Below are 21,608 nucleotides of genomic sequence, written 5' to 3'. Positions count from 1 at the left end.
TCTCCTTTCTCACCATACGTAGGCGACGATTTCGCCGCCAATGCCTCGATCGAGACATTCCTTCTGAGTCAACAATCCCGAGCTGGTCGAGATAATAGCAATACCGAGACCACCAAGAGGCATTGGCAAAGCATCAGACTTTGCGTAACGACGCAAGCCTGGCTTAGAAATGCGCTTGATGCCCTGGATAGAACGCTGGCCATTGGAGCCATACTTCAACGTAATTTCCAACGTCTGTCCAACCTTAGCTTCCTTAGCAGCGAAGTCCTTAATATAGCCTTCGTGCTTCAGAATCTCGGCGATATTCGCCTTGAATTTGGAGTACGGCATTTCCACGGTATCGTGCTTTGCCGCGCTCGCATTACGCAGACGTGTCAACATGTCTGCGATTGGATCTGTCATTGTCATGTGGGCTAACGCCCTTTCTCGCCGTGGTTTCCACCGCCTCTATATGAGAACTTTGTCTTCAAGCAGTGGACCTTCAGCGTCGATATTTACCAACTGGACTTCGTAACACCCGGCAACTCACCGCGATGAGCCTTCTCACGAAGGCAGATGCGGCACAGACCGAACTTGCGATACACGGAGTGAGGACGACCACAAACCTGGCAACGCGTATAAGCGCGTACCTTGAACTTCGGCTTGGCGGCCGCCTTGTTTTTCAGAGCGGTTTTTGCCATTTCAGTTCTCCTTGAATGGGAAACCGAGGTGCTTAAGCAAAGACTTGGCCTCCACATCGTCCTTGGTGGTAGTCACCACGGTGATGTCCATACCACGCTGATGATCAATCGAGTCAGGATCAATCTCATGGAACATAGACTGTTCCGTAAGACCAAAGTTGTAATTACCCTGACCGTCAAACTGGTTGCCATTGATACCACGGAAATCGCGGATACGAGGCAAAGCCAGAGTGAGCAAACGATCCAAGAATTCCCACATACGATCGCCACGAAGAGTTACGTAAGCACCGATAGCCTGACCTTCGCGCAAATGGAACTGAGCGACAGACTTCTTTGCCTTAGTTACCTTTGGCTTCTGGCCGGCAATCAAAGTGAGATCCTTAATCGCACCTTCAATGAGCTTAGAATCACGAGCTGCAGCGCCGACACCCATAGAGACGACAACCTTCTGCACGCGAGCCACCTGCATAGGATTAGTGTGGCCGAATTCTTTCTCCAAGGCTGGTACGATTTCATCCTTGTATTGTTGCTTTAAGCGCGGAGTTGCCGGCAACTCAACTGTAGTATCGGTCATGCCAGCTCCTTTCCGGACTTCTTGGCGACACGCACGCGCACGGTCTTAACCTTGCCGTCACGAGCCTCTTGCTTAACAATCACGCCAACGCGTGTAGGCTGCTTGGTCTCTGGATCAATAACCATCACATTAGAGCGATGGATTGGAGCCTCAACCGAAACAATGCCCGCCTGCTGACCCTGCTGGGTGGCGCGAACGTGCTTCTTAACGATCTGAACGCCTTCTACAATCAAACGGTCATCGGCTAGTACACGAACTACTTTGCCTTCCTTACCGCGATCCTTGCCGCGAATGACCTTCACCTGGTCGCCGGACTTAATCTTGGCTACCATATCAGATCACCTCCGGAGCAAGGGACACAATCTTCATGAAGCGCTGATCACGCAATTCACGACCGACTGGTCCGAAGATACGAGTGCCTTTTGGTTCACGACCGGAGCCGAGAATTACGGCGGCGTTCTCATCGAACTTAATATAGGAACCATCGACACGGCGATGCTCCTTGACAGTACGGACGACGACAGCCTTAACTACGTCGCCTTTCTTGACCGACCCGCCAGGGATCGCGTCCTTGACGGAGGCGACGATGATGTCGCCGATGCCGGCATAGCGTCGCTTCGATCCACCGAGCACGCGGATGGCAAGTAACTCCTTAGCACCCGTGTTGTCGGCGACATGAAGCCGCGTTTCCTGCTGAATCATTGATTCTCCTTAGCCGAGCTGGTTCTCCCCACTCACCTGTGTCTACACATTAGCAGACACAGGTGAAGCGCGGAGCCTTGCCGAACTTGTTTACTTGGCGCGCTCGATAATCGAGTCGAGACGCCAACGCTTGGTCTTGCTCAGTGGCCGAGTTTCCATAATACTCACGAGGTCGCCAATATGTGCCTCATTGTGTTCATCATGGGCTTTGACCTTGCGGGTGGAGCGAACGACTTTACCGTAAAGCGGGTGTGTCGAACGCTGCTCCAGCTCAACGGCGATTGTCTTGTCCATGGCCTCGGACACGACGTAGCCGCGACGAACCTTGCGGAAGTTGCGCTCTTGGTTCTCAGCCATGCTTACTTCTCCTTGACCTCAGTGGCGCCAGGCTCTTGGCTGATGCCGAGTTCACGCTCACGCAGGATAGTATACATCCTGGCAATGTCGTGCTTGACCGCCTTGAGGCGAGCGCTGTTTTCGAGTTGACCAGTTGCTGCCTGGAAGCGCAAGTTAAATAGCTCTTCCTTAGACTTCTTCAAGAAGCCTTCGATCTCAGCATTTGTCTTCTCGTTCAAATTCTTGATGGTGTAGTCTGCAGTTCCGACTGGCATCAGATGTCACCGCCTTCACGCGCAATAACACGGCATTTCATTGGGAGCTTATCGATAGCGCGGCGCAAAGCCTCGCGAGCGATGTCCTCAGAAACACCACCGATCTCGAACATTACGCGTCCTGGGTGGATGTTGGCAATCCAGAATTCTGGAGCACCCTTACCGGAACCCATTCGCGCACCAAGCGGGTGCTTGGTTAATGGACGATCTGGGAAGATCGTAATCCACACACGACCGCCACGCTTAATGTAGCGAGTCATTGCGATACGAGCTGCCTCGATCTGTCGGTTAGTGATGTAAGCCGGAGCCAGCGCCTGAATACCAAAATCGCCGAAAGCGATCTCGGTGCCACCCTTAGACATGCCGCTACGGGTAGGACGGTGCTGCTTACGATATTTAGTCCTCTTTGGGATAAGCATCTGCTCACTCCTTCGTTTCCGTTGCGGCAGGAGCTTCAGCAGCTGCAGCTTCAGCTGGCTTTTCAGCCTGTGCTTCAGCAGCCTTCTGCTGGTTAGCAGGACGTGCGCCACGACGTGGACGACGATCGCCACCACGACGACCTTCACGCTTACCCTGCTGAGCCTGCTGCTCTTCGAACTCACGCTCGGTCATATCACCCTTGTAGATCCAGACCTTTACGCCGATACGACCGTATGTGGTCTTAGCTTCAAAGAAGCCGTAATCAATCAAGGCACGAAGGGTCTGCAGTGGAACGCGACCCTCGCGATAGAACTCAGAGCGGCTCATTTCGGCACCACCAAGGCGACCGGAGAGCTTGATACGGATACCCTTGGCACCTGCACGCATTGCATCTTGCTGTGCCTTACGCATAGCACGACGGAATGTAACACGGTTTGTCAACTGCTCCGCAATTCCCTGAGCAACCAACTGAGCGTCAAGTGCAGCGTTCTTCACTTCGAAGATGTTGAGCTGTACTTGCTTGCCTGTGAGCTTCTCGAGCTTTGCGCGAACGCGCTCAGCTTCAGCGCCACGACGACCGATGATAATACCCGGACGAGCAGTGTGAATATCTACACGAACGCGATCACGAGTGCGCTCGATAACGATACGAGATACGCCAGCACGCTCGAGGTCATGGCTCATTTCCTTGCGAATCTTGTCATCCTCAAGGACGAAGTCACGATAACGCTCGCCAGCTTTGTTGGAGTCAGAGAACCACTTAGAGCGATGATTCTCGGTGATGCCCAGGCGATAGCCGAAAGGATTGATCTTCTGACCCATCTTTAGCGGGCTCCTTCCTTAAGCGAGACGATAACAGTGATATGGCTTGTGCGCTTGTTAATGCGCGCAGCGCGACCCTGTGCACGAGCACGGAAACGCTTAAGCGTTACACCCTCGTCCACATAGGTTTCCTTGATGACCAAGTCCTGCTCACGGAATGGTTCACCGGCTTTTTCAGCCTTAACGCGAGCGTTAGCAATCGCGCTTTCAAGAACCTTGCGCACCGGCAATGATGCGTCCTGAGGAGCAAACTTCAAAATGGTAATAGCTTCGCTTGCACGCTTGCCTCGGATGAGGTCGACCATGCGGCGAGCCTTGCGCGGCGTCACGCGAACGTGACGAGCGATTGCTTTAGCTTCCATGTGTCCTAACTCTCCTTTAGCGGCGTGCCTTTTTGTCGTCCTTCACATGACCCTTAAAGGTCTTGGTCGGGGCGAACTCACCGAGCTTATGACCAACCATGGCTTCGGTAACGAATACCGGCACATGCTTGCGGCCATCATGTACGGCAAAGGTGTGTCCAATGAAATCAGGAGTGATCATCGAACGACGCGACCAAGTCTTAATGACATTGTGCGTACCCTTGTCGTTTTGCTCGTCGACTTTCTTCTGCAAGTGGGCGTCGACGAAAGGGCCCTTCTTGATGCTACGAGTCATCTATTCGACACTCCCTTACTTGCGGTTCTTACCATTCGGGCGACGACGAACAATCATCTTGTTCGAAGCCTTCTTTGGACGACGTGTACGAACCTCGCCCTTGCCCCATGGAGAAACTGGTGGCTTACCACCACGGGTGCGACCACCATGTGGATGGTCCACAGGGTTCATGGATTCGCCTCGGGTGATTGGTCTACGACCAAGCCAACGTGCGCGACCTGCCTTACCAAGCTCGATATTGGCGTGATCGGAATTACCTACTTCGCCAACAGTAGCGCGGCAACGAGCGTCCACGTTACGAATTTCGCCAGATGGCATACGCAACTGCGCATAAGCACCATCCTTAGCGACGAGCTGAACAGCAGCACCAGCGGAACGAGCAATCTTCGCACCACCAAGTGGACGAAGCTCAATTGCGTGAACCACGGTACCAGTTGGGATATTCTTCAGAGGCAGGTTGTTGCCTGGCTTAATATCAGCCTGAGCGCCGGTCTCAATAACATCACCCTGGGCAACGCCTTCAGGAGCGATAATGTAACGCTTCTCACCGTCTGCGTAATGCAACAAAGCGATGCGAGCGGAACGGTTAGGGTCATACTCAATATGAGCGACCTTTGCTGGCACGCCATCCTTGTCCCAACGCTTGAAGTCGATGAGACGATACTGACGCTTGTGACCACCGCCGCGATGGCGAGAAGTCATGCGGCCGTAAGAGTTACGACCACCAGTCTTGCTGAGTTTGCGTACCAGCGACTTTTCAGGCGTAGAACGCGTGATCTCGGCAAAATCCGAAACCGAAGCGTTGCGACGGCCTGCAGTCGTCGGCTTATAAACGCGGATAGCCATAATATAGTATTCCTTTACTTTTCTCGGCTAGCCTTCAGTTACCAAAGATGTCAATCGTTTGACCTTCAGCCACGGTGACAATAGCACGCTTCTGGTTCACACGACGGCCGAAACCGGTGCGAGAGCGCTTCAACTTGCCAGCGCGGTTCAAAGTGTTAACGTTTGTCACCTTGACCTTGAAGATTTCTTCGATAGCCTGCTTGATCTGAACCTTGTTAGCATCTGGAGCCACTACGAAAGTGTACTGACCACGATCAGAAGCTGCGTAACTTTTTTCAGAAACAACTGGCTTAAGAATTACGTCATGTGCTGGGTTATGGACTGCGACCATTTAAATCAGGCCTCCTTAACGACAGGCTCGGTCTTAGCAGCAACGAAGGCTTCGAAGCCTTCCTTGGAGAAGACGACGTACTGAGCTGTAACAACATCGTAAGTGTTGAGCTGATCAGCGAAGATCACGTGAACAGTTGGAATGTTGCGTACAGACATCCACTCATTGATGTTCTCACGAGAAAGAACAACAGTAGTGAATTGGTTATTGGTCACAGGAGTAAGTGCTGCAACAGCTGTCTTGGTGGATGGAACATCCTTAATACCAAAGTCAACTACAGCAATACGTCCAGCATTTGCACGATCCGAAAGAACGTAGCGAAGAGCAGCTGCCTTCATCTTCTTCGGGGTACGCTGATCGTACTTACGAGGAACTGGACCGTGAACAACGCCACCATGTACCCACTGAGGAGCACGAATGGAACCCTGGCGAGCACGACCGGTGCCCTTCTGCTTCCATGGCTTCTTACCGCCGCCGGAAACATTAGCACGATTCTTCACAGCATGGGTGCCCTGACGAGCAGCAGCAAGCTGAGCGATTACGACCTGATGAACCAGTGGACCGTGAGCTAAAACGTCTTCGTTGGAGATGCCGAAAATTTCAGCAGGAGCTTCAACGGTTCCGTTTGCATTGCCCTTAGTATCAGTGACGTTCAGAGTTACGTTTGCCATAATTATCAGGCTCCCTTCACTGCCGAACGGACGAGAACGATTGCGCCCTTAGGACCTGGAACAGCGCCCTTAATAGCGAGAATGCCGTTCTCGACATCCGAAGAAACGATGGTGAGGTTAAGCGCGGTGGAAGTCACATGACCCATGCGACCAGCCATACGCTTGCCCTTCAAAATGCGGCTTGGAGTTGCGCAAGCGCCCACAGAACCTGGGCGACGTTCGTTCTTGTGCGAGCCGTGAGTACGACGATAGGACTTGAAGCCCCAACGCTTGATAGTGCCAGCAAAACCCTTACCCTTGGTAGTGCCAGTGACATCTACTTCAGAACCCTCAGCGAACAATTCAGCAGTCAATTCCTGACCTGGCTGATAATCTGCCGCGTTCTCGGTGCGCACCTCAGCGAGGTGACGACGAGGAGTTACACCAGCCTTTGCAAAATGACCAGCCAATGGCTTAGTCACCTTGGTAGGATCAATCTGGCCGTAACCGAGCTGTACTGCGCAATAACCGTCAGACTCTACAGTCTTTACAGCGGTAACTACGTTAGTAGCAACTTCAACCAGAGTTACGGGGACGAAGAAGCCGTTTTCATCCCAAACCTGCGACATACCCAGCTTGCGGCCGAGCAATGCAGTGCGATTCTTATTCTGCGACATTACTTTCTCCCCCTTCCTACAGCTTGATCTCGATGTTTACATCCGCAGGCAGGTCAATGTGCATCAAAGAATCCACAGCCTTTGGCGTTGGATCTACGATGTCAATGAGACGCTTATGAGTGCGCATCTCGAAATGCTCGCGAGAATCCTTGTATTTATGAGGAGAACGGATAACAACAAACACGTTCTTCTCGGTCGGCAGAGGAACCGGACCCACCACTGTGGCGCCCGCGTTCGTCACCGTCTCGACGATTTTCTTCGCCGATTGGTCGATGACCTCATGGTCATAGGACTTAAGCCTGATGCGGATTTTCTGTCCCGCCATTGCCGTCCGCCCTTTCTAGCGATTCGTTTACTGTTTACCAACCTGAATTCAAGGGCACCGGCGAGAATAAACCCCTAGGGTAATTCCACATCAGTGCGCGGCATCAGAAACCTATTCATACAAAAAAAAATTTCGATTCAAAGTTTTTGCTTCCGCGCTCGCTTTTTTTAATTACAATATGCGAGCCTTAAAACAGGCAACTAAGTAATTAAACCATCAACCTTCGATTATTAAAAACCGGGCGTGTCGGCTATTTTCCAACAAAAAATGGCAGAAACTACAATTATAGTTGAGCTTCTGCCATTATTAACTAGATATGCAAATAATTACGCCGCTTCACGCTCCAAGCGCATGCGATGGCCTTCTTCTTGAGAAACACCATAATATGCAGCAATAGCAATATCCTTCATATCTTCAATTTGTGGAATGCGAGGATTTGCAGGCGCACACTGATCTTCGTAAGCACGCATGCCAATATTGTCAAGTATCGACCAGTAGTACTCTTCGTCTACGCCACAAGCCTTAAACGAAGCGTCCATGCCAAGCTTTTCATTTCGATACTCTTCAACAGCACGAGCAAGATTTTCAACGCCTTCTTCAGGAGTTTTACCAGGATCTACACCAAGATTCTTAGCGATCTCCTGATACCTCTCAAGAGCAATATAGCGGTTGTACTTTGGCCAGCTAGTTGGCTCTTGCGGAATTTGACCGTTATAACGAATAACGTAAGGCAGCAAAATTGCGTTCGTATGACCGTGTACAACGTGGCACAAAGCACCAATAGTATGAGCCATAGCGTGGCACATTCCTAAGAATGCAGAACCAAACGCCATTCCAGCCATAGTAGCTGCATTATGCATTTTTTCTTTTGCTTCAATCTTGCGCTGAGAATCTTCACAATTCACAGAATCGTTGAGATTTTCCCAAATAAGTTTCGAAGCGTGCAAAGCCATAGCATCCGTAAAATCATTTGCGTAAACAGAAACATAAGCTTCCATAGCATGAGTTAAAGCATCAAAACCAGAATCGCACGCCAATCGACGCGGCTGAGTACGAGCCAAAACAGGATCGACTATTGCGACCGTTGGAGTCAAAGCGTAATCCGTAATAGGATACTTGTATCCAGTCTTGTGATCTGTAATAACAGCGTAAGGCGTAACTTCAGAACCAGTTCCGGAAGAAGTTGGTATGCAAATAAGCTTAGCTTTGCTACCAAGAGGCGGAATCTTAAATGCGCGCTTACGAATATCGAAGAACTTTTCTCGCAAATCAGCGAAAGAAATCTCCGGATGCTCGTACATAAGCCACATAATCTTAGAAGCATCCATTGGAGAACCGCCACCAACAGCAATAATTGTGTCTGGCTGGAATTCGTCACGCATCATTGCTGCGCCACGCTCAACTGTTTCAACGCTTGGCTCAGGCTCAACATAATCAATAATACGGAAGCTAACGCGATTATCTCGAGCACGAAGCTGATCAACAATCTTATCGACTACGCCAAGTTGCTCCATAACTTTATCGCACACAATAACTGCGCGCTCAACGCCGTACATATCTCTCAAATAACGAATAGCATTCGGCTCAAAATAAGTTTTAGCCGGAATCTTGAACCATTGCATATTATTATTCCTTCGTGCAATACGCTTAATATTAAGAAGATTTATAGCTTGTACGTTGCCAGAAACGGAATTTCCACCATAAGATCCGCATCCAAGAGTAAGCGAAGGAGCAATCGCGTTGTAAATGTCTCCAACGCCACCAAGAGATCCAGGAGAATTCCAAACAATTCTGCAAGCATGCATACGAACACCATATTCGCGCACAAGATCTTGATTATTTGTGTGAATTACAGCAGTGTGACCAGCTCCATGCACAAGCATCTGTTCACACATCTTGAAGCCTTGTTCCTTATTTTCTGCGCGAAGCATTGCGTGTACAGGAGCGAGCTTTTCCATAGTAAGCGGCTCCATTTCGCCAACTTCTTTGCACTCTGCAACCAAAATCACAGCATCTTCTGGAATTTCAAATCCAGCTTCGTGCGCAATATATTGCGGAGACTTACCAGGAACAACAGAATTAAGTTTTGGCGTATTTCCAGAATATGCAGTGCATCCAAACATATATTGTTCAAGCTTAGCTTTTTCGTCAGCGTTAACAAAATATGCTTTCCTGCGCTTCAATTCGCGAAGCAATGGCTCATATACATCCTTATGCGCAATAATTGCTTGCTCTGTTGCACAAATCATTCCGTAATCAAAATGCTTTGAAAGAATCAAATCATTTGCAGCACGCACAATATCAACATCACTATCGACATATGCAGGAGCATTTCCAGCACCAACACCAAGAGCAGGTTTTCCTGAAGAATACGCCGCCTTAACCATTCCAGGACCGCCTGTTGCAAGAATAGTTGCGATCTTTGGATGTTTCATCAATGCACCAGTAGCTTCAATTGAAGGATGCTCAATCCACTGAATGCAATCTTTTGGCGCGCCTGCAGCCACAGCAGCATCGCGAACAATTCGAGCTGCTTCAGAAGAGCACTTTTGCGCGAAAGGATGGAATCCAAAAATAATTGGGCAACGAGTCTTAAGTGCAATAAGCGACTTAAAAATAGCTGTAGAAGTTGGGTTTGTAACTGGAGTGACGCCTGCAACAATACCAACCGGTTCAGCTATTTCGTCAATTCCGAGAACATCGTCCTCGCGAATAATACCAACTGTTTTTTGACCTGCTAGATAATGCGTAATATGTTCGCATGCAAAGATATTTTTTGTAGCTTTATCTTCTACTAAACCACGACCTGTTTCATCAACAGCCATCTTTGCAAGAACCAAATGTTTATTCAACGCTGCCACTGAAGCTTTAGCAACAATATGATCAATTTGCTGCTGATTAAGCTTCTCAAACTCATTCAAAGCGACAGTTGCTTTTTCAACAAGTTTATCAACTTCATTTTGAGCAGCTAACGCAATGTCATCAGCACTAGCAGTTTTGCCAGTTTCGGCTTGGTGTTGTGCCTCAACCATGAGTATCCTCCTCGATAGTTCCACCAGCGGTATCAATAGACTTATGAACAAACTAATTTAGTATTCACCGCTAAATATGTGATACAAGTCACAATTTAGTCTCTTTGCTGTACTTTCGCATCTTTGAAGCGAGTTGCGCTATTTATGAGCGAGCTTTATCCTCTATTGTTCGTTATTTGTTCTTTTTTGTAATGATTTATGTTCGATTAATAGATAAATTTTTCTAGAATGTCAATTTTGACAGATAATTACACACTATTTATAACATTTACTCAACAAATTTAATAAATAATAAAAAATACAAAAATGGCTCCCAGCAAAACCAGGAGCCATTTGTAAATATAAATTCGCGAAACTTAACGCTTCGAGAACTGAGGTGCACGACGTGCCTTGTGCAAACCAGCCTTCTTGCGTTCCACAACGCGAGCGTCACGAGTCAAGAAGCCAGCCTTCTTCAAAGCAACACGGTTTGCATCGCGATCGATAGTATTCAATGCACGAGCAACACCCAAACGAATAGCACCAGCTTGACCAGTGGTACCACCACCGTCAACGAGGACTACAACATCAAACTTGCCTTCAAGCTTGAGCAACACGATTGGTGAATTCACTTCGCGTTGCAACAAACGAGATGGGAAGTACTCCTCCAAAGTGCGACCATTGATAGTCCACTTACCGGAGCCAGGAACCAAACGCACGCGAGCAACAGCTTCCTTACGACGACCAGTGCCGTAGCCTGGCTCGATGGCGGAAGTACCAGTGCCTGCACCAGCATTGGTTTCAGTGGTGTAGCTAGTCAGTTCTTCTTCGTTCTCAAGAACCGCGGAGTTGTTATTTTCTGCCATATCTATTCTCCTTGATCTCACTTAGCCTGCTGAGAGACCTGAGCGATCTCGAAGACCTGTGGCTTCTGCGAAGTGTGCGGATGCTCAGCTCCGGTGAACACACGAAGACGGTCAAGCTGCACCTTAGCAAGACGATTCTTTGGAAGCATACCCTTAACGGCAGCCATGATAATACGCTTTGGATTCCTTTCCAAAAGCTCTGCATAGCTATCACGACGAAGGCCGCCCGGACGACCAGAGTGGGAATACAGTTCCTTGCTCAACTTATTGCCAGTCAAAGCAATCTTTTCAGCGTTAATAATAATAACGTGATTGCCAGAATCAGCATGAGGAGCAAACGTTGGCTTATTCTTACCACGCAGCAAGATTGCTACCTGAGAGGCCAAACGACCAAGTACCACGTCAGTGGCATCGATGATGTACCAGTCATGAGTTAAATCTGCTGGTTTCGGTGTGAAAGTCTTCACAATCGTACCTTTTCTCTATTGTGTTTCGAGCGTATATCTTCTTGGTTTATAGAAAATATTTTACTCATAATCCGTGGGCTCCCTGAAAGTCCTCGATGGCGAGTGGGAAAAGCGCTTTGAAGGACCCCTTAGGGAAACACAACAATCTGCAAGTATATCGCCAAGTGGCGACTACTTGCAAGTGTCTATTTTATATAAGGCTGAGACGAATACAAAACAAATTGCTAAACAAATTGTCAAACAAAATAAATCACAAAATGTTATGCATTCATAATCGCAGAAAGCGACTGCACTCGAGGCAAATCAAACATATTATCCAAGGACACAGGATTGCCTTCACCATCAGCTAATGGAATACGCCAATTCGGATACTCGTCATTCGTTCCAGGCTGATTTTGCACACGACACTCTCCAACTGCATCGACCAAAGAAGCAGCCAACAATCTGGAAGGAGCAGCCTTCAAAGCGCGGTACAATGCTTCAACAATCTCCTGAGTATGAGCATCCTCATCCTCAAGCAACTGAGCATCCAAATAACCACCTTTGACCAACATTCGCATCATAGCGCGATGCTCTGCCTCAGCTCCAGCGCGGAATTCTTCAACAGAACCAGTAAGCAAGTGCAAGCGCTCACGAATATTAACTTGCTCATAGCGCAAATAGCCGGCAGCAGGAGGCAAATCATGCGTATTTACAGATGCAAGCGTCATTTCGCGCCACTTGTCTGGAGTACGGAATTCGCCGTCACGCTCTTCGAACCATTCAACCGTGCAACCAAGCACAGCCTTCTTGCGCAACACTTCCAAAGCATTTGCGGGCAAAACACCCAAATCTTCGCCAACAACTACACCGTGAGCACGAGCGGCTTCAATTGCCAAAATGCCAAGCATAATATCAGCATCGTAGTAAACATAAGCACCGCCACTTGGAGCTGAACCTTCTGGAATCCACCATAAGCGGAAAAGTCCAAGAATATGGTCAATGCGAACAGCACCTGCTGAAGCAAACATTCCATGAACCATATCTCGGTATGTTTTAAAACCAGTCCGCTCAAGCTCAAATGGGTGCAAAGGTGGCTGAGACCAATCTTGACCTTGCTGATTGAAGTAATCAGGTGGAGCGCCAACAGTAGCTCCGTTAGCAAATCTCTCCGGATTCCACCAAACTTCAGATCCTGCAGGATGCACGCCAACAGCCATATCAGACATAATGCCGATTTTCATACCAGCTTTACGTGCAGCAACTTGAGCATCATGCAATTGCGTAAAAGCAACCCACTCAAGCCAACGATAAAACTCAAGAGTATCTGGGAAACGATTAGCTAATTCGCGAACTTGCTCAGAATCCTTAGTAAGAGTTTTCTCCCAGCAATCGTCACCCTTTGGAACACCCCACTTGTCGTAGCACAAGCACCAAGTGGCATAAGATTCAAGCCTGTCACCCATCTCATGCTTAAACTCATTAAAAATGCGAGCGCGATTTTCAGACATACCAGCCTTGAAAATCAGCCACAATGCACGCATTTTTACACGCCACATGGAATCACGGTCTATTATTTGCGCGTCATTGTTAAGCGGCTCAACCTGTCCATGAAGCTTTTCAATTTCTTTGCGAGTTTTATCATTTAACGTTTCGTACTCAGGAATACTTTCTGGGCTAATATACGTTACGTTTACCATTCCTCGAGCAACCGGCAGGTATGGGGATGGAGTAAGCGGAGTTATAGGCTCACCTGCATGCATTGGGTTTATTAACACAAAGTCAGCGCCAGTTTTTTGCTTAGCTTCAGTAAGAAGAGTCGCCAAATCAGCAAAATCACCAACACCCCAAGACTTCGAAGAACGGATTGAGTAAAGTTGTGCCATCCATCCCCAAAGCTGTTCTCCATTGGACTCTAAGGAATTCAGCGTATCAATGCTTTCTGGAGCACTAATAAGTGTTGCTTCTTCTTGTCTCTCACCAACTATCACACGCAATGTGTGATAACCCATTGGCACATCTTCAGGAATTTTTATAAGAGATGTTGCAACAAATTTTCCATTTACAGGGTATGCAACATCATTTTCGTTAGGAACAATAGTTAAATCGCCTTTATATTGTTCACCATTTTCCAATGTCAATGTTGCAACTGGGTATTCTAATATTCCCGTATTAACTGTAACTTCATCACATTTGCCAACAGTGTGCAAAACTGTTGGAGCAACAATACGACCGTGTCGATACGCTAAAACGTCGTTTGTAGATCTTTCTATTGTCTCATTTGTGGAAGCATCTACGCCTAATGCGCCTAAGACAGAAACTAATACGTTATCTTGAATCTCGTGTTTTTGATTATCCGAACCAATAAAACTCACGCCAACGCCCATTAATTCAGCAAGACGGTGTAATGGCTTCATTGCTACTTCTTCATCTGTTGTATTATCCATACGCTCCATTATTCGCGTTAGCAACGACTGCGCGCCGCTGATGATACATCTTCAGATTTATCGTTGCATAGTTCTTGCAGCACATTTTGTGGAACACCAGGATTTAGCGCAACAGCTCTTCGTACCATGGAAGCTAATACAATTGGAGCGTTTTCTTCTGCACTAACACCAAGGGAGGCGAGATATTTCAATGTTTCAACACTTATGCCATCCGATTGCGCACCCTCTAAACGCATTTTCCAAGAAGCTTTTGGATTGCATAATGCAGCATTTCGAACTGCGTTACATGAATCTTTAGTAAGTCTTCCAACTAACCAATTTTTAGCATTTTTATTTTCAGCAACAGCCAAACGTACTTTATCAGCAGAATCTTCAGAAAGTTTCACTAATATGTTTGGGAAAGGCATTTCTGTAGCTAAATAAATACGGTCTTCTTCTGGAGTATTGATATTACCTGCAACTGCTTCAAGCAAGGAGGTGGCTCTAGAAAATGCCGCTTGGTCTGATCGATCCGGTAATTCTCTCCTAGCAAATTCATGAAGCTCAGCTGAATCTTCGCTATGTCGTAAATGCTCATATACAGCAGTTAAAGGTTCATAAGATGAATCGTCAATAGTGTTTGTTTTTTCATTAGTCTTTTCCATGAAATCACCTTTAACGCTTAGTATCTATCAGCTTATTACTTAGAGTACCATCTGCTTCCGGCACAACACTTCCAGAAAAAGCATTCTGAACCATATCAAGAAATTCTTGTGATTTTAAAGTTGGAATAGCAATATTAAGAGAAATTTCAGCACCATAAATTTCGTTGTCAATTATGCCTTCCATTTGGCTTACAATATGCTGCAACATTCGCAATTGTTGATATTGCAACTTGCAAGTAAAACGAGTGCACGTAATAATATCAACTATTTGCGCAGATTCTACTGCCATACTTGCTGCACGCGCATAAGCTCTGGTTAGACCACCAGCTCCAAGCAAAATACCACCAAAATATCGCGTTACTGTTACTACACAATCTGTTAAATTTGACGATCTAAGTACATCTAATATTGGTTTTCCTGCTGTTCCAGTTGGCTCACCATCGTCACTCATGCGCTCATGCAATTGAGCTTTCGACGAGCCACAAATTGCAGCATACGCAACATGGCGAGCTTTAGGATTCTTAAAACGCACTGATTGCATAAATTCCGCAGCATCGTCAAGATTATCAATATGACAAATGCATCCAATAAACTCTGATTTTTTCTCTACGAAAGAAGCCTCGAAAGGCTGCGATTGCAATTGACGAACAGTGTGCAGAATATTATGCGAATTAGTCACTAGATACTACCCAATACTACGCTTTTTCGTAACGCAATAACCTGTCAATGATACCAGAAATATCTTCCATTGCTGCATCGGCACCTTCTTCGGTACCAATTTTTACAGATTCATGTATTTCTTTATTGACATGTTCCCTTGCCACTATCACTGCTAAAGAATGTAAAGCAGCAGTTGCAGCGGAAAGCTGCATAAGAACATCTTGACACTTCGCATCGTTTTCAATCATAGTATTGACTGCTGCAAGCTGACCTTGTACTCGATGCATGCGTACTATCAGTTTTTCTTTATCAATATCATAATTTTTCATCGTTACTCCGATTTATCAATTACACAACCACATAAAGGTTATAACATCATATATAAATTAATACAATAAATCGTTGTATCTATATTATGCATCATCGTATTATTTATTGCAAAATGACGCGTTAATCTACTTCAAAAAAATCTCAATAGACTAACGCGCCAAATATTCTACATTAAAAATGCACTATTTCACTAACCGACGCCTCATTGGAGGAATCCCGCCATGTCGCGCTCCACCAGACATTCTCCCATGCTTAGGAACTATAGATGAAAAACGACCTAACGATAAACCTGAAGCAAAGGTTAACGTAATAACAGCCAGAAGTATCACAGTTATTGAAGAAGCACCAGTAACAGCAAGCGATGTTGGAATTGTATTACTTCGATTAACATAATTCTTATTAGCATTTTCGTTGCTATTTGTGCTGTCGTGTTGATTGGAAGCATTATCATTCACATCATTTTTCGAATCAGTTGAATCATCACTGCCAGTTTTACTATGATTTTCTTCTACATTTTCTTTGTTTTCTTTATTATTCTCCTCATTTTCATCATTCTTAGAACGATCCTCGCCGCCGGAAACTTGCACAGTCTCTCCTTCTACACCCAATGCGTGAGTTGCTAAAGGATTACCCTGAGCATCGTAAACTTCAGCTTTCCAATAAACAGTTCCTTCATGATCTAATGTAATATCTGCAGAACTTACAGAAATAGAAGACTTTTTACTTTCTTCAGCTTGTTTATTTGTAATATTTACGCGAGATTGAGGCATTTTTTTCTCAATTTCAGCAGATATTACAGTTTCCTTAGTCTCTTTAGTTTCCTTAGCTTCCTTAGCTTTCTTAGCTTTCTTAATCTCCTTAGTTTCAGAATCACTGCCATTCTTAGCATCGCCATTCTTAGCGTCACCATTCTTAGCATCGCTACATTTAGCTCCATTAGAATCACTCTTATTCCCCTTACCATCTTCATACTCGTATGCACTAAACACTACGTAACTTCCTTTTGGCAACGTGCCAGTAATACGAGCATTATCGTGGAACTTTTCACCAGCCTTAACTTTTTCATCGCTTACTCTAGTTGTAACAGATACAGGGGTAGTTAAAACATCCGGTTCAACTAAGGCACGACTCCACAATCCGTCATACGCGGATTTATGAGCTAAAGCGCGTGAAGAACCAGGAAAATCATAAACAAACACATACCATCCTGACTCACTATTTTTATTAGCGCGAATATGCACGTTATTTTCCAAAACTTTCGGCTCAGTAGTAGACCTATCAGTTCCAGCAATAGGTCTAAGCGTAATATTTCCGTTGCCAATCTTGTACACGCCATTAACTGCAGGAACATCCCACTTTGCAATCAAACGATGATGACTATCTTCTTTTGGCTCTTGATAAGACGGCTCGCCTTTAGATCCCGGCATATAATTTTCGTTGTCTTTTTTAGTAGGATTTTCGCTACCTGCACCAGCCCACCAAACGCGAATATGCGCTTTTTTATCTTCATTAAAGCCGTAACTGTTATTTCCCTTAAAAGATCCGTAAGTTTCAGGAAGACCTCTTACAGTAATCTCATTAACAATTTCCGTATTAAGCCCAACAGTTTGCTGCTTAGCAACAATATCTGAGCTCACGGTTGCTTGATGAACAGCCGTAGTGTCTGTAGAACCAAATAGCTGCACAACATCATCTTTCAGAAACTCTCGGTCAGATTTATTCTGAGAATCGCGAGAAATAATCCAAACCCATGTGCCAAACAAACCTGCTTCTAAATCATTTACTTTATAAGCTTCTGCTTTATCAAGATCAGATGCTGTAATATCGCCATTAGCGCGTTTTGCTACTGCAGTTATAGTTTCGCCAGAATTAGAGAAATTAGCTTTAGCCGCAGCAACTTGGCGCAAATTAGGCATAGAACGCATGCGATTCAAGTACTCTTTAGCAGATTCACCACTATTTCGCTGTTGAATATGCAAAATATCTTCAGCTGAACCTACAAAATAGTAGCCTTGCGCGCGAAGACGAACATTTTCTGGCCAAGAATCATTTCCTGCAACACTGCTAGTTACAGTACTATCTACCTGCTCTCCTGCACGCAGCTCATGCTTTGATATTTTCGACTTAAGTAACGGCTGGAAAGTTTTTTCTACACCAAAAGAAAAATCTTGCGGATACCATGTATTTTCAAAAGATCTAATCACATCTTGACCATCTGGAGAGAATAAACGTTCAGCTTTTGGAGCGTTAAAAGAAACTTCAATTCGAGCGTTTCCAGCATCAAGTGCGTTCCAAGTAATATCTAAACCTTCTTTTTTAGATTTTCCTTCAAAAGACTCAGATCCGTTAGCAAATTTAATAAGATTATTTGAGGATTTTACTTTAATAGGTACTCCTCCTAAAGAATCTCCATTAGAATTTTGCAGACTAATATGCATTACGCCAATGCGCTTGCCCTTAGTGTAATCATTTTTTAGCACAGCCTTAACCGGAGTTTCTTTAACACCCTGCTGCCACAACTTATCTGCCTTATTCCTTAAAGTTTCTGTTTCAACGTCTACAAATCCGTTTTCAACAGCCTCCTTCCATCTATCTTGATTAATATCAAAATGATTATGAATCATAAACGCCAAAGCAGCCTGAGTTAAATCATCGTCATTGTTGTTGTGCGTTTTAATAATATTTGCAGCAATACGATAATCTTCACCATTCATCTGCTTAATATTGCCTTTGTAATCTATAAACACGGAAGATTCCATGCAAAAAATAGAATTCTTTCTACCCTCCCACTTATCCGTAACAGGACCGAGCCTTAGCCTTGCAATCTTTTCGCTTAGCCATTCAACAGTATTCGACTTTTTGTAATAATAACCCGTTAATTTATCGACAGATCCCATAGCAATTTGCGAACAAAGCACCGAAGGAACTAGTACTGCGGAAGTAAACAATGCCAACATTTTGCGAATATTTTTTTGTTTCATGAGGTTTCGCAATTTATTCGCACAACTAAAATTAGTATGCTTCCCCAAATATGTTTCCATAAAAATCTCCTTTAACCCAACCCTTAATGCAATAGCGAATTATGAGAATAATTTTCTATTTGCATTGAACACTAGAGTAAGCGCTCATGACATCAACTATGACTTTAGAAAAGATTTGCGTAAATATTTTTTTAGTATTGTGGTTAAAAGGTAGTATTTGGATAAAAGTTATGCACAAATCCACAATTTTGCTTAAATCTCTTGCCTAAATTTTTGCCGTTTACCCGCCGCTTACCCAATTTTTTCATGTGGAGATTTTTAAAAAAAACAAAAACTCCGGACTGCAAAAAGCAATCCGGAGTAATCCGCGGAGTCAGAGAGATTCGAACTCTCGAGCCGCTTACACGACTAACACCTTAGCAGGGTGCCCCTATCGGCCACTCAGGCATGACTCCACTTGTTTACTGTACATAACAGCAACAGATTGACACTATAGCACCTCTTAAGGACTGTAAACAAGCTTGGCGACACACTTTAAGATAACATTTAATATAACAATATCCAGTGCTACACAGGATTGTGATCTCCAGAAAACGTTACAACTACAGCAAACATAACAAGAATTATTCCTGCAATATCAGTCAATGTTGGAATTTCACCAAATCCCATTCCAATAATAACCGCGATTGCAGGATACAACGCTTGCATAACAGAGTATTTTGCAGAAGTAACACGTTTCAATAAAACCTGATCAAGCAAAGTTGGGAAGAAAGAAGCACATATTGCAATAACCAACATTAACGCAAGTAAAGCAAAAGAACCACCAGGGCGAGCAGCCCAAGTAGCTTCTGGTTTAGGCGAAATAACATGCTGCACTGCAGGAACAGCAAGAACAACAGATTGCAACAGCCAACCAATAAGAGCTGCAACACTTACACGATCAATAGCGTGCGAACTTTTTGCCAACATGCGACCTGAAACAATATATAGGCCCCACATTGAACCGCCAACAAGAATGGCGAATAACCCAATTAGAAAATGCGGGCTTACTGAACTATGTATAGAAGCGCTAGCTAACAGCATAATGCCACAAACAGCAATCACAATTCCCACACGCTCTCGCCATTCATGACCTGTAATAACAGCTACAAGCAAGGGACCTATGAATTCTATAGTTACCGCAACACCAACAGCCATGCAACTAATAGCAACATAGAACATAGTGTTCATAGCAACTAACGACACGCCAACAGCTGCAACAATCCCCCATTCTCGTAGCGTTTTTGGCAAAAGACTACGTTTGCTGCGAGAAAATGGTCTTCTCCAAGCCAAAAGCAACAATGTCATAAATCCTACGCGATACCACACTGCATACAGAGGATCCAATTGGCTAAAAGCTACTTTTGCAACAGAAGTTGCTGTATACACCATTGAAGCCTCAATGACGATAATAAGCAGCACAGGCATGCGATGTAAAAGATTGACGACAAATTGCTTCATAGCAACAACCCTACATGAATATTGATTCGACATACGCTTTTTTACAAAAACATTAGTTTAATCCACAAATTTTTTCCATAAAATCGAACGTTTGTTCTATTATAAACTTATGAGTACAGCACCGAGAGTACAAGCAGCGAAACGTGATTGGGGGCACGACACCTCAGGTTGTAACATACTTCATGTCGACATGGATGCATTTTATGCTTCTTTAGAAGTTGCAAGACACCCGGAGCTTAAAGGAAAGCCGCTTATTATCGGCACAGGCAATCGCGCTGTTGTTTCTGCAGCAAGCTACGAAGCGCGCGCTTACGGCGTTAATTCCGCTATGCCCGTTGTTAAAGCTAGAAATCTTTGTCCACAAGGAGTTTTCTTGCCAGTTGACATTCCTTACTATTCAAGCGTTTCCAAAAGTATTTTTGAAAATATTTTTTTGCATATTACTAATCAAGTTGAAAAAGTTTCTGTTGACGAATGCTATATGAATGTTAAATCGGCTTTATTACAGTGGAAATCGCCTGTAAATATTGGAACTTGGGTACGAAAAGAAGTATTTGAAAAGTATCATATTACATGCTCGGTTGGCATTGCCAGCAATAAACTTATTGCAAAGATGGCTTCAACTAACGCAAAACCTAACGGAATGCTTCTTATTCCGCAAAAATGTAATGAAGATTTTGTGTCAATAATGCCATTGCGCGCAATACCAGGAATTGGCTCATCTTTAATACATAAGCTTGAGGATTGGGGCTTATCTACTGTTGCGTCGCTTAAAAATGTTGACGAAGCAACGCTTACTCGCATAACGGGTTCGCAAATCTTAGCAAGAATGATATATCAATCAGTTAGGGGCATAGACGAGCGCACTGTGACTGCACATGCCCCTGAAAAATCCATTGGAACTGAGCGAACTCTTGATACAGATACCACGAACGAGAATGCTGTTAAACAATTACTACAGCAATGCTGCAGCGAAGTAACTCAACAGTTGCGAAACAGAAAACTTATGGCACGCACTATAACGTTAAAACTACGCTTTGGCGACTTGCATTATGTTACTAGATCTTCTACTTTGCAAAACGCAACTGATTCAACACACGAGTTTTACGAGCATGTCGTTGTTTTGCTTTCTAAAGCTAATCCAACTGTGCATAATTACATTCTTGGAGGCAATAACACAAAGCTTTTAAGCCCAGTTCGTTTAGCTGGTGTTACAGCGAATAATCTTGTGCCAGCAAACAAAGTTTCACTTCAGCCTTCTCTAAACGATATTCTGGAGGAAAATACTCGCGAATCTAAAAATCCTACACAAAACATCATGTCCACAATGAATAAAAATACTAGATTGCGTCACGCAGAACACGCTTTAGATGCCGTTCGCAAAAAATACGGCAACAACGCTGCCCACATTGGATTGTAAACTCGCGC

At 45.0% G+C, this 21,608-nt stretch carries 26 protein-coding genes and 1 tRNA gene; 1 reads left to right on the top strand and 26 read right to left on the bottom strand.

Annotated elements, in window-relative coordinates:
- Window positions 1–9: 9 nt before the first annotated feature.
- The 26 genes from rpsH to HXT41_RS05610 all read right to left on the bottom strand — a co-directional run bounded on the left by rpsH (window position 10) and on the right by HXT41_RS05610 (window position 20,180).
- The gene (gene rpsH, locus HXT41_RS05735; RefSeq protein ID WP_004105495.1) at window positions 10–408 is read right to left on the bottom strand and encodes a 30S ribosomal protein S8; all 399 of its coding nucleotides are present in this window, start codon (window positions 406–408) and stop codon (window positions 10–12) included.
- Between the two features lie 86 nt (window positions 409–494).
- Window positions 495–680, bottom strand: coding sequence for a type Z 30S ribosomal protein S14 (locus HXT41_RS05730; protein WP_003808046.1), 186 nt, complete (start codon window positions 678–680; stop codon window positions 495–497).
- A 1-nt stretch (window position 681) separates the two neighbouring features.
- Window positions 682–1,254 carry a 50S ribosomal protein L5 gene (rplE, locus tag HXT41_RS05725; RefSeq protein WP_004109679.1) on the bottom strand — a complete coding sequence of 191 codons (573 nt, stop codon included), beginning with the start codon at window positions 1,252–1,254 and terminating at the stop codon, window positions 682–684.
- The gene (gene rplX, locus HXT41_RS05720; RefSeq protein WP_012913827.1) at window positions 1,251–1,586 is read right to left on the bottom strand and encodes a 50S ribosomal protein L24; all 336 of its coding nucleotides are present in this window, start codon (window positions 1,584–1,586) and stop codon (window positions 1,251–1,253) included. Before rplX ends, rplE begins: the two co-directional genes overlap by 4 nt.
- Window position 1,587: 1 nt before the next feature.
- Window positions 1,588–1,956: a 50S ribosomal protein L14 gene (gene rplN / locus HXT41_RS05715; protein ID WP_004574089.1), complete on the bottom strand. Its 369-nt coding sequence runs from the start codon at window positions 1,954–1,956 to the stop codon at window positions 1,588–1,590.
- 90 nt (window positions 1,957–2,046) lie between these two features.
- Window positions 2,047–2,313, bottom strand: a complete 267-nt coding sequence (gene rpsQ, locus HXT41_RS05710; RefSeq protein ID WP_004114365.1) for a 30S ribosomal protein S17 — start codon at window positions 2,311–2,313, stop codon at window positions 2,047–2,049.
- Window positions 2,314–2,315: 2 nt separating this feature from the next.
- Window positions 2,316–2,567, bottom strand: a complete 252-nt coding sequence (gene rpmC, locus HXT41_RS05705) for a 50S ribosomal protein L29 (RefSeq protein WP_004105502.1) — start codon at window positions 2,565–2,567, stop codon at window positions 2,316–2,318.
- Complete coding sequence (gene rplP, locus HXT41_RS05700; RefSeq protein WP_004109684.1) at window positions 2,567–2,986, bottom strand: 50S ribosomal protein L16; 420 nt, start codon at window positions 2,984–2,986, stop codon at window positions 2,567–2,569. The genes rpmC and rplP overlap by 1 nt, the downstream gene beginning before the upstream one ends.
- Window positions 2,987–2,990: 4 nt before the next feature.
- Window positions 2,991–3,809: a 30S ribosomal protein S3 gene (gene rpsC / locus HXT41_RS05695; protein ID WP_004574090.1), complete on the bottom strand. Its 819-nt coding sequence runs from the start codon at window positions 3,807–3,809 to the stop codon at window positions 2,991–2,993.
- Between the two features lie 2 nt (window positions 3,810–3,811).
- A complete protein-coding gene (rplV, locus tag HXT41_RS05690) occupies window positions 3,812–4,171 on the bottom strand; it encodes a 50S ribosomal protein L22 (protein ID WP_004105510.1) in 360 nt (119 codons plus the stop codon).
- A 16-nt stretch (window positions 4,172–4,187) separates the two neighbouring features.
- Window positions 4,188–4,466: a 30S ribosomal protein S19 gene (gene rpsS, locus HXT41_RS05685; protein WP_004114357.1), complete on the bottom strand. Its 279-nt coding sequence runs from the start codon at window positions 4,464–4,466 to the stop codon at window positions 4,188–4,190.
- Window positions 4,467–4,481: 15 nt separating this feature from the next.
- Complete coding sequence (gene rplB / locus HXT41_RS05680; RefSeq protein ID WP_004574091.1) at window positions 4,482–5,312, bottom strand: 50S ribosomal protein L2; 831 nt, start codon at window positions 5,310–5,312, stop codon at window positions 4,482–4,484.
- A gap of 34 nt (window positions 5,313–5,346) precedes the next feature.
- A complete protein-coding gene (rplW, locus tag HXT41_RS05675; protein WP_004105515.1) occupies window positions 5,347–5,643 on the bottom strand; it encodes a 50S ribosomal protein L23 in 297 nt (98 codons plus the stop codon).
- Window positions 5,644–5,648: 5 nt separating this feature from the next.
- A complete protein-coding gene (gene rplD / locus HXT41_RS05670) occupies window positions 5,649–6,314 on the bottom strand; it encodes a 50S ribosomal protein L4 (protein WP_012913826.1) in 666 nt (221 codons plus the stop codon).
- A gap of 5 nt (window positions 6,315–6,319) precedes the next feature.
- Complete coding sequence (gene rplC, locus HXT41_RS05665; protein WP_004105519.1) at window positions 6,320–6,970, bottom strand: 50S ribosomal protein L3; 651 nt, start codon at window positions 6,968–6,970, stop codon at window positions 6,320–6,322.
- 16 nt (window positions 6,971–6,986) lie between these two features.
- Entirely contained in the window at window positions 6,987–7,295 is a 309-nt protein-coding gene (gene rpsJ / locus HXT41_RS05660) for a 30S ribosomal protein S10 (protein WP_003808013.1), read from the bottom strand.
- A gap of 326 nt (window positions 7,296–7,621) precedes the next feature.
- On the bottom strand, window positions 7,622–10,327 hold the full coding sequence (gene adhE, locus HXT41_RS05655) for a bifunctional acetaldehyde-CoA/alcohol dehydrogenase (protein ID WP_116773821.1): 2,706 nt from the start codon (window positions 10,325–10,327) through the stop codon (window positions 7,622–7,624).
- Window positions 10,328–10,683: 356 nt separating this feature from the next.
- A complete protein-coding gene (rpsI, locus tag HXT41_RS05650; protein ID WP_410310961.1) occupies window positions 10,684–11,172 on the bottom strand; it encodes a 30S ribosomal protein S9 in 489 nt (162 codons plus the stop codon).
- Between the two features lie 17 nt (window positions 11,173–11,189).
- Window positions 11,190–11,639 carry a 50S ribosomal protein L13 gene (rplM, locus tag HXT41_RS05645; protein WP_012913824.1) on the bottom strand — a complete coding sequence of 150 codons (450 nt, stop codon included), beginning with the start codon at window positions 11,637–11,639 and terminating at the stop codon, window positions 11,190–11,192.
- 260 nt (window positions 11,640–11,899) lie between these two features.
- Window positions 11,900–14,074, bottom strand: coding sequence for a 4-alpha-glucanotransferase (malQ, locus tag HXT41_RS05640; protein WP_421788629.1), 2,175 nt, complete (start codon window positions 14,072–14,074; stop codon window positions 11,900–11,902).
- Window positions 14,075–14,082: 8 nt separating this feature from the next.
- Complete coding sequence (locus HXT41_RS05635) at window positions 14,083–14,709, bottom strand: AbrB family transcriptional regulator (protein ID WP_421788627.1); 627 nt, start codon at window positions 14,707–14,709, stop codon at window positions 14,083–14,085.
- A 10-nt stretch (window positions 14,710–14,719) separates the two neighbouring features.
- Window positions 14,720–15,388 carry a YigZ family protein gene (locus HXT41_RS05630; protein ID WP_415691677.1) on the bottom strand — a complete coding sequence of 223 codons (669 nt, stop codon included), beginning with the start codon at window positions 15,386–15,388 and terminating at the stop codon, window positions 14,720–14,722.
- 16 nt (window positions 15,389–15,404) lie between these two features.
- Window positions 15,405–15,698, bottom strand: a complete 294-nt coding sequence (locus tag HXT41_RS05625) for a metal-sensitive transcriptional regulator (RefSeq protein WP_004109707.1) — start codon at window positions 15,696–15,698, stop codon at window positions 15,405–15,407.
- A gap of 183 nt (window positions 15,699–15,881) precedes the next feature.
- Window positions 15,882–18,740, bottom strand: a complete 2,859-nt coding sequence (locus tag HXT41_RS05620) for a peptidase (protein ID WP_415691676.1) — start codon at window positions 18,738–18,740, stop codon at window positions 15,882–15,884.
- A 308-nt stretch (window positions 18,741–19,048) separates the two neighbouring features.
- Window positions 19,049–19,135, bottom strand: a tRNA-Ser gene (locus HXT41_RS05615).
- A 112-nt stretch (window positions 19,136–19,247) separates the two neighbouring features.
- On the bottom strand, window positions 19,248–20,180 hold the full coding sequence (locus tag HXT41_RS05610; RefSeq protein WP_004105538.1) for an EamA family transporter: 933 nt from the start codon (window positions 20,178–20,180) through the stop codon (window positions 19,248–19,250).
- A 109-nt stretch (window positions 20,181–20,289) separates the two neighbouring features.
- Between HXT41_RS05610 and dinB the strand changes: the two genes are divergently transcribed.
- Window positions 20,290–21,600, top strand: a complete 1,311-nt coding sequence (dinB, locus tag HXT41_RS05605) for a DNA polymerase IV (protein ID WP_064621618.1) — start codon at window positions 20,290–20,292, stop codon at window positions 21,598–21,600.
- The last annotated feature ends 8 nt before the right edge of the window (window positions 21,601–21,608 follow it).

The sequence above is a fragment of the Gardnerella sp. DNF01189 genome (assembly GCF_049244195.1).
GTDB classification, from domain to species: domain Bacteria; phylum Actinomycetota; class Actinomycetes; order Actinomycetales; family Bifidobacteriaceae; genus Bifidobacterium; species Bifidobacterium swidsinskii.
This window is presented reverse-complemented; position numbering and strand designations above follow the sequence as displayed.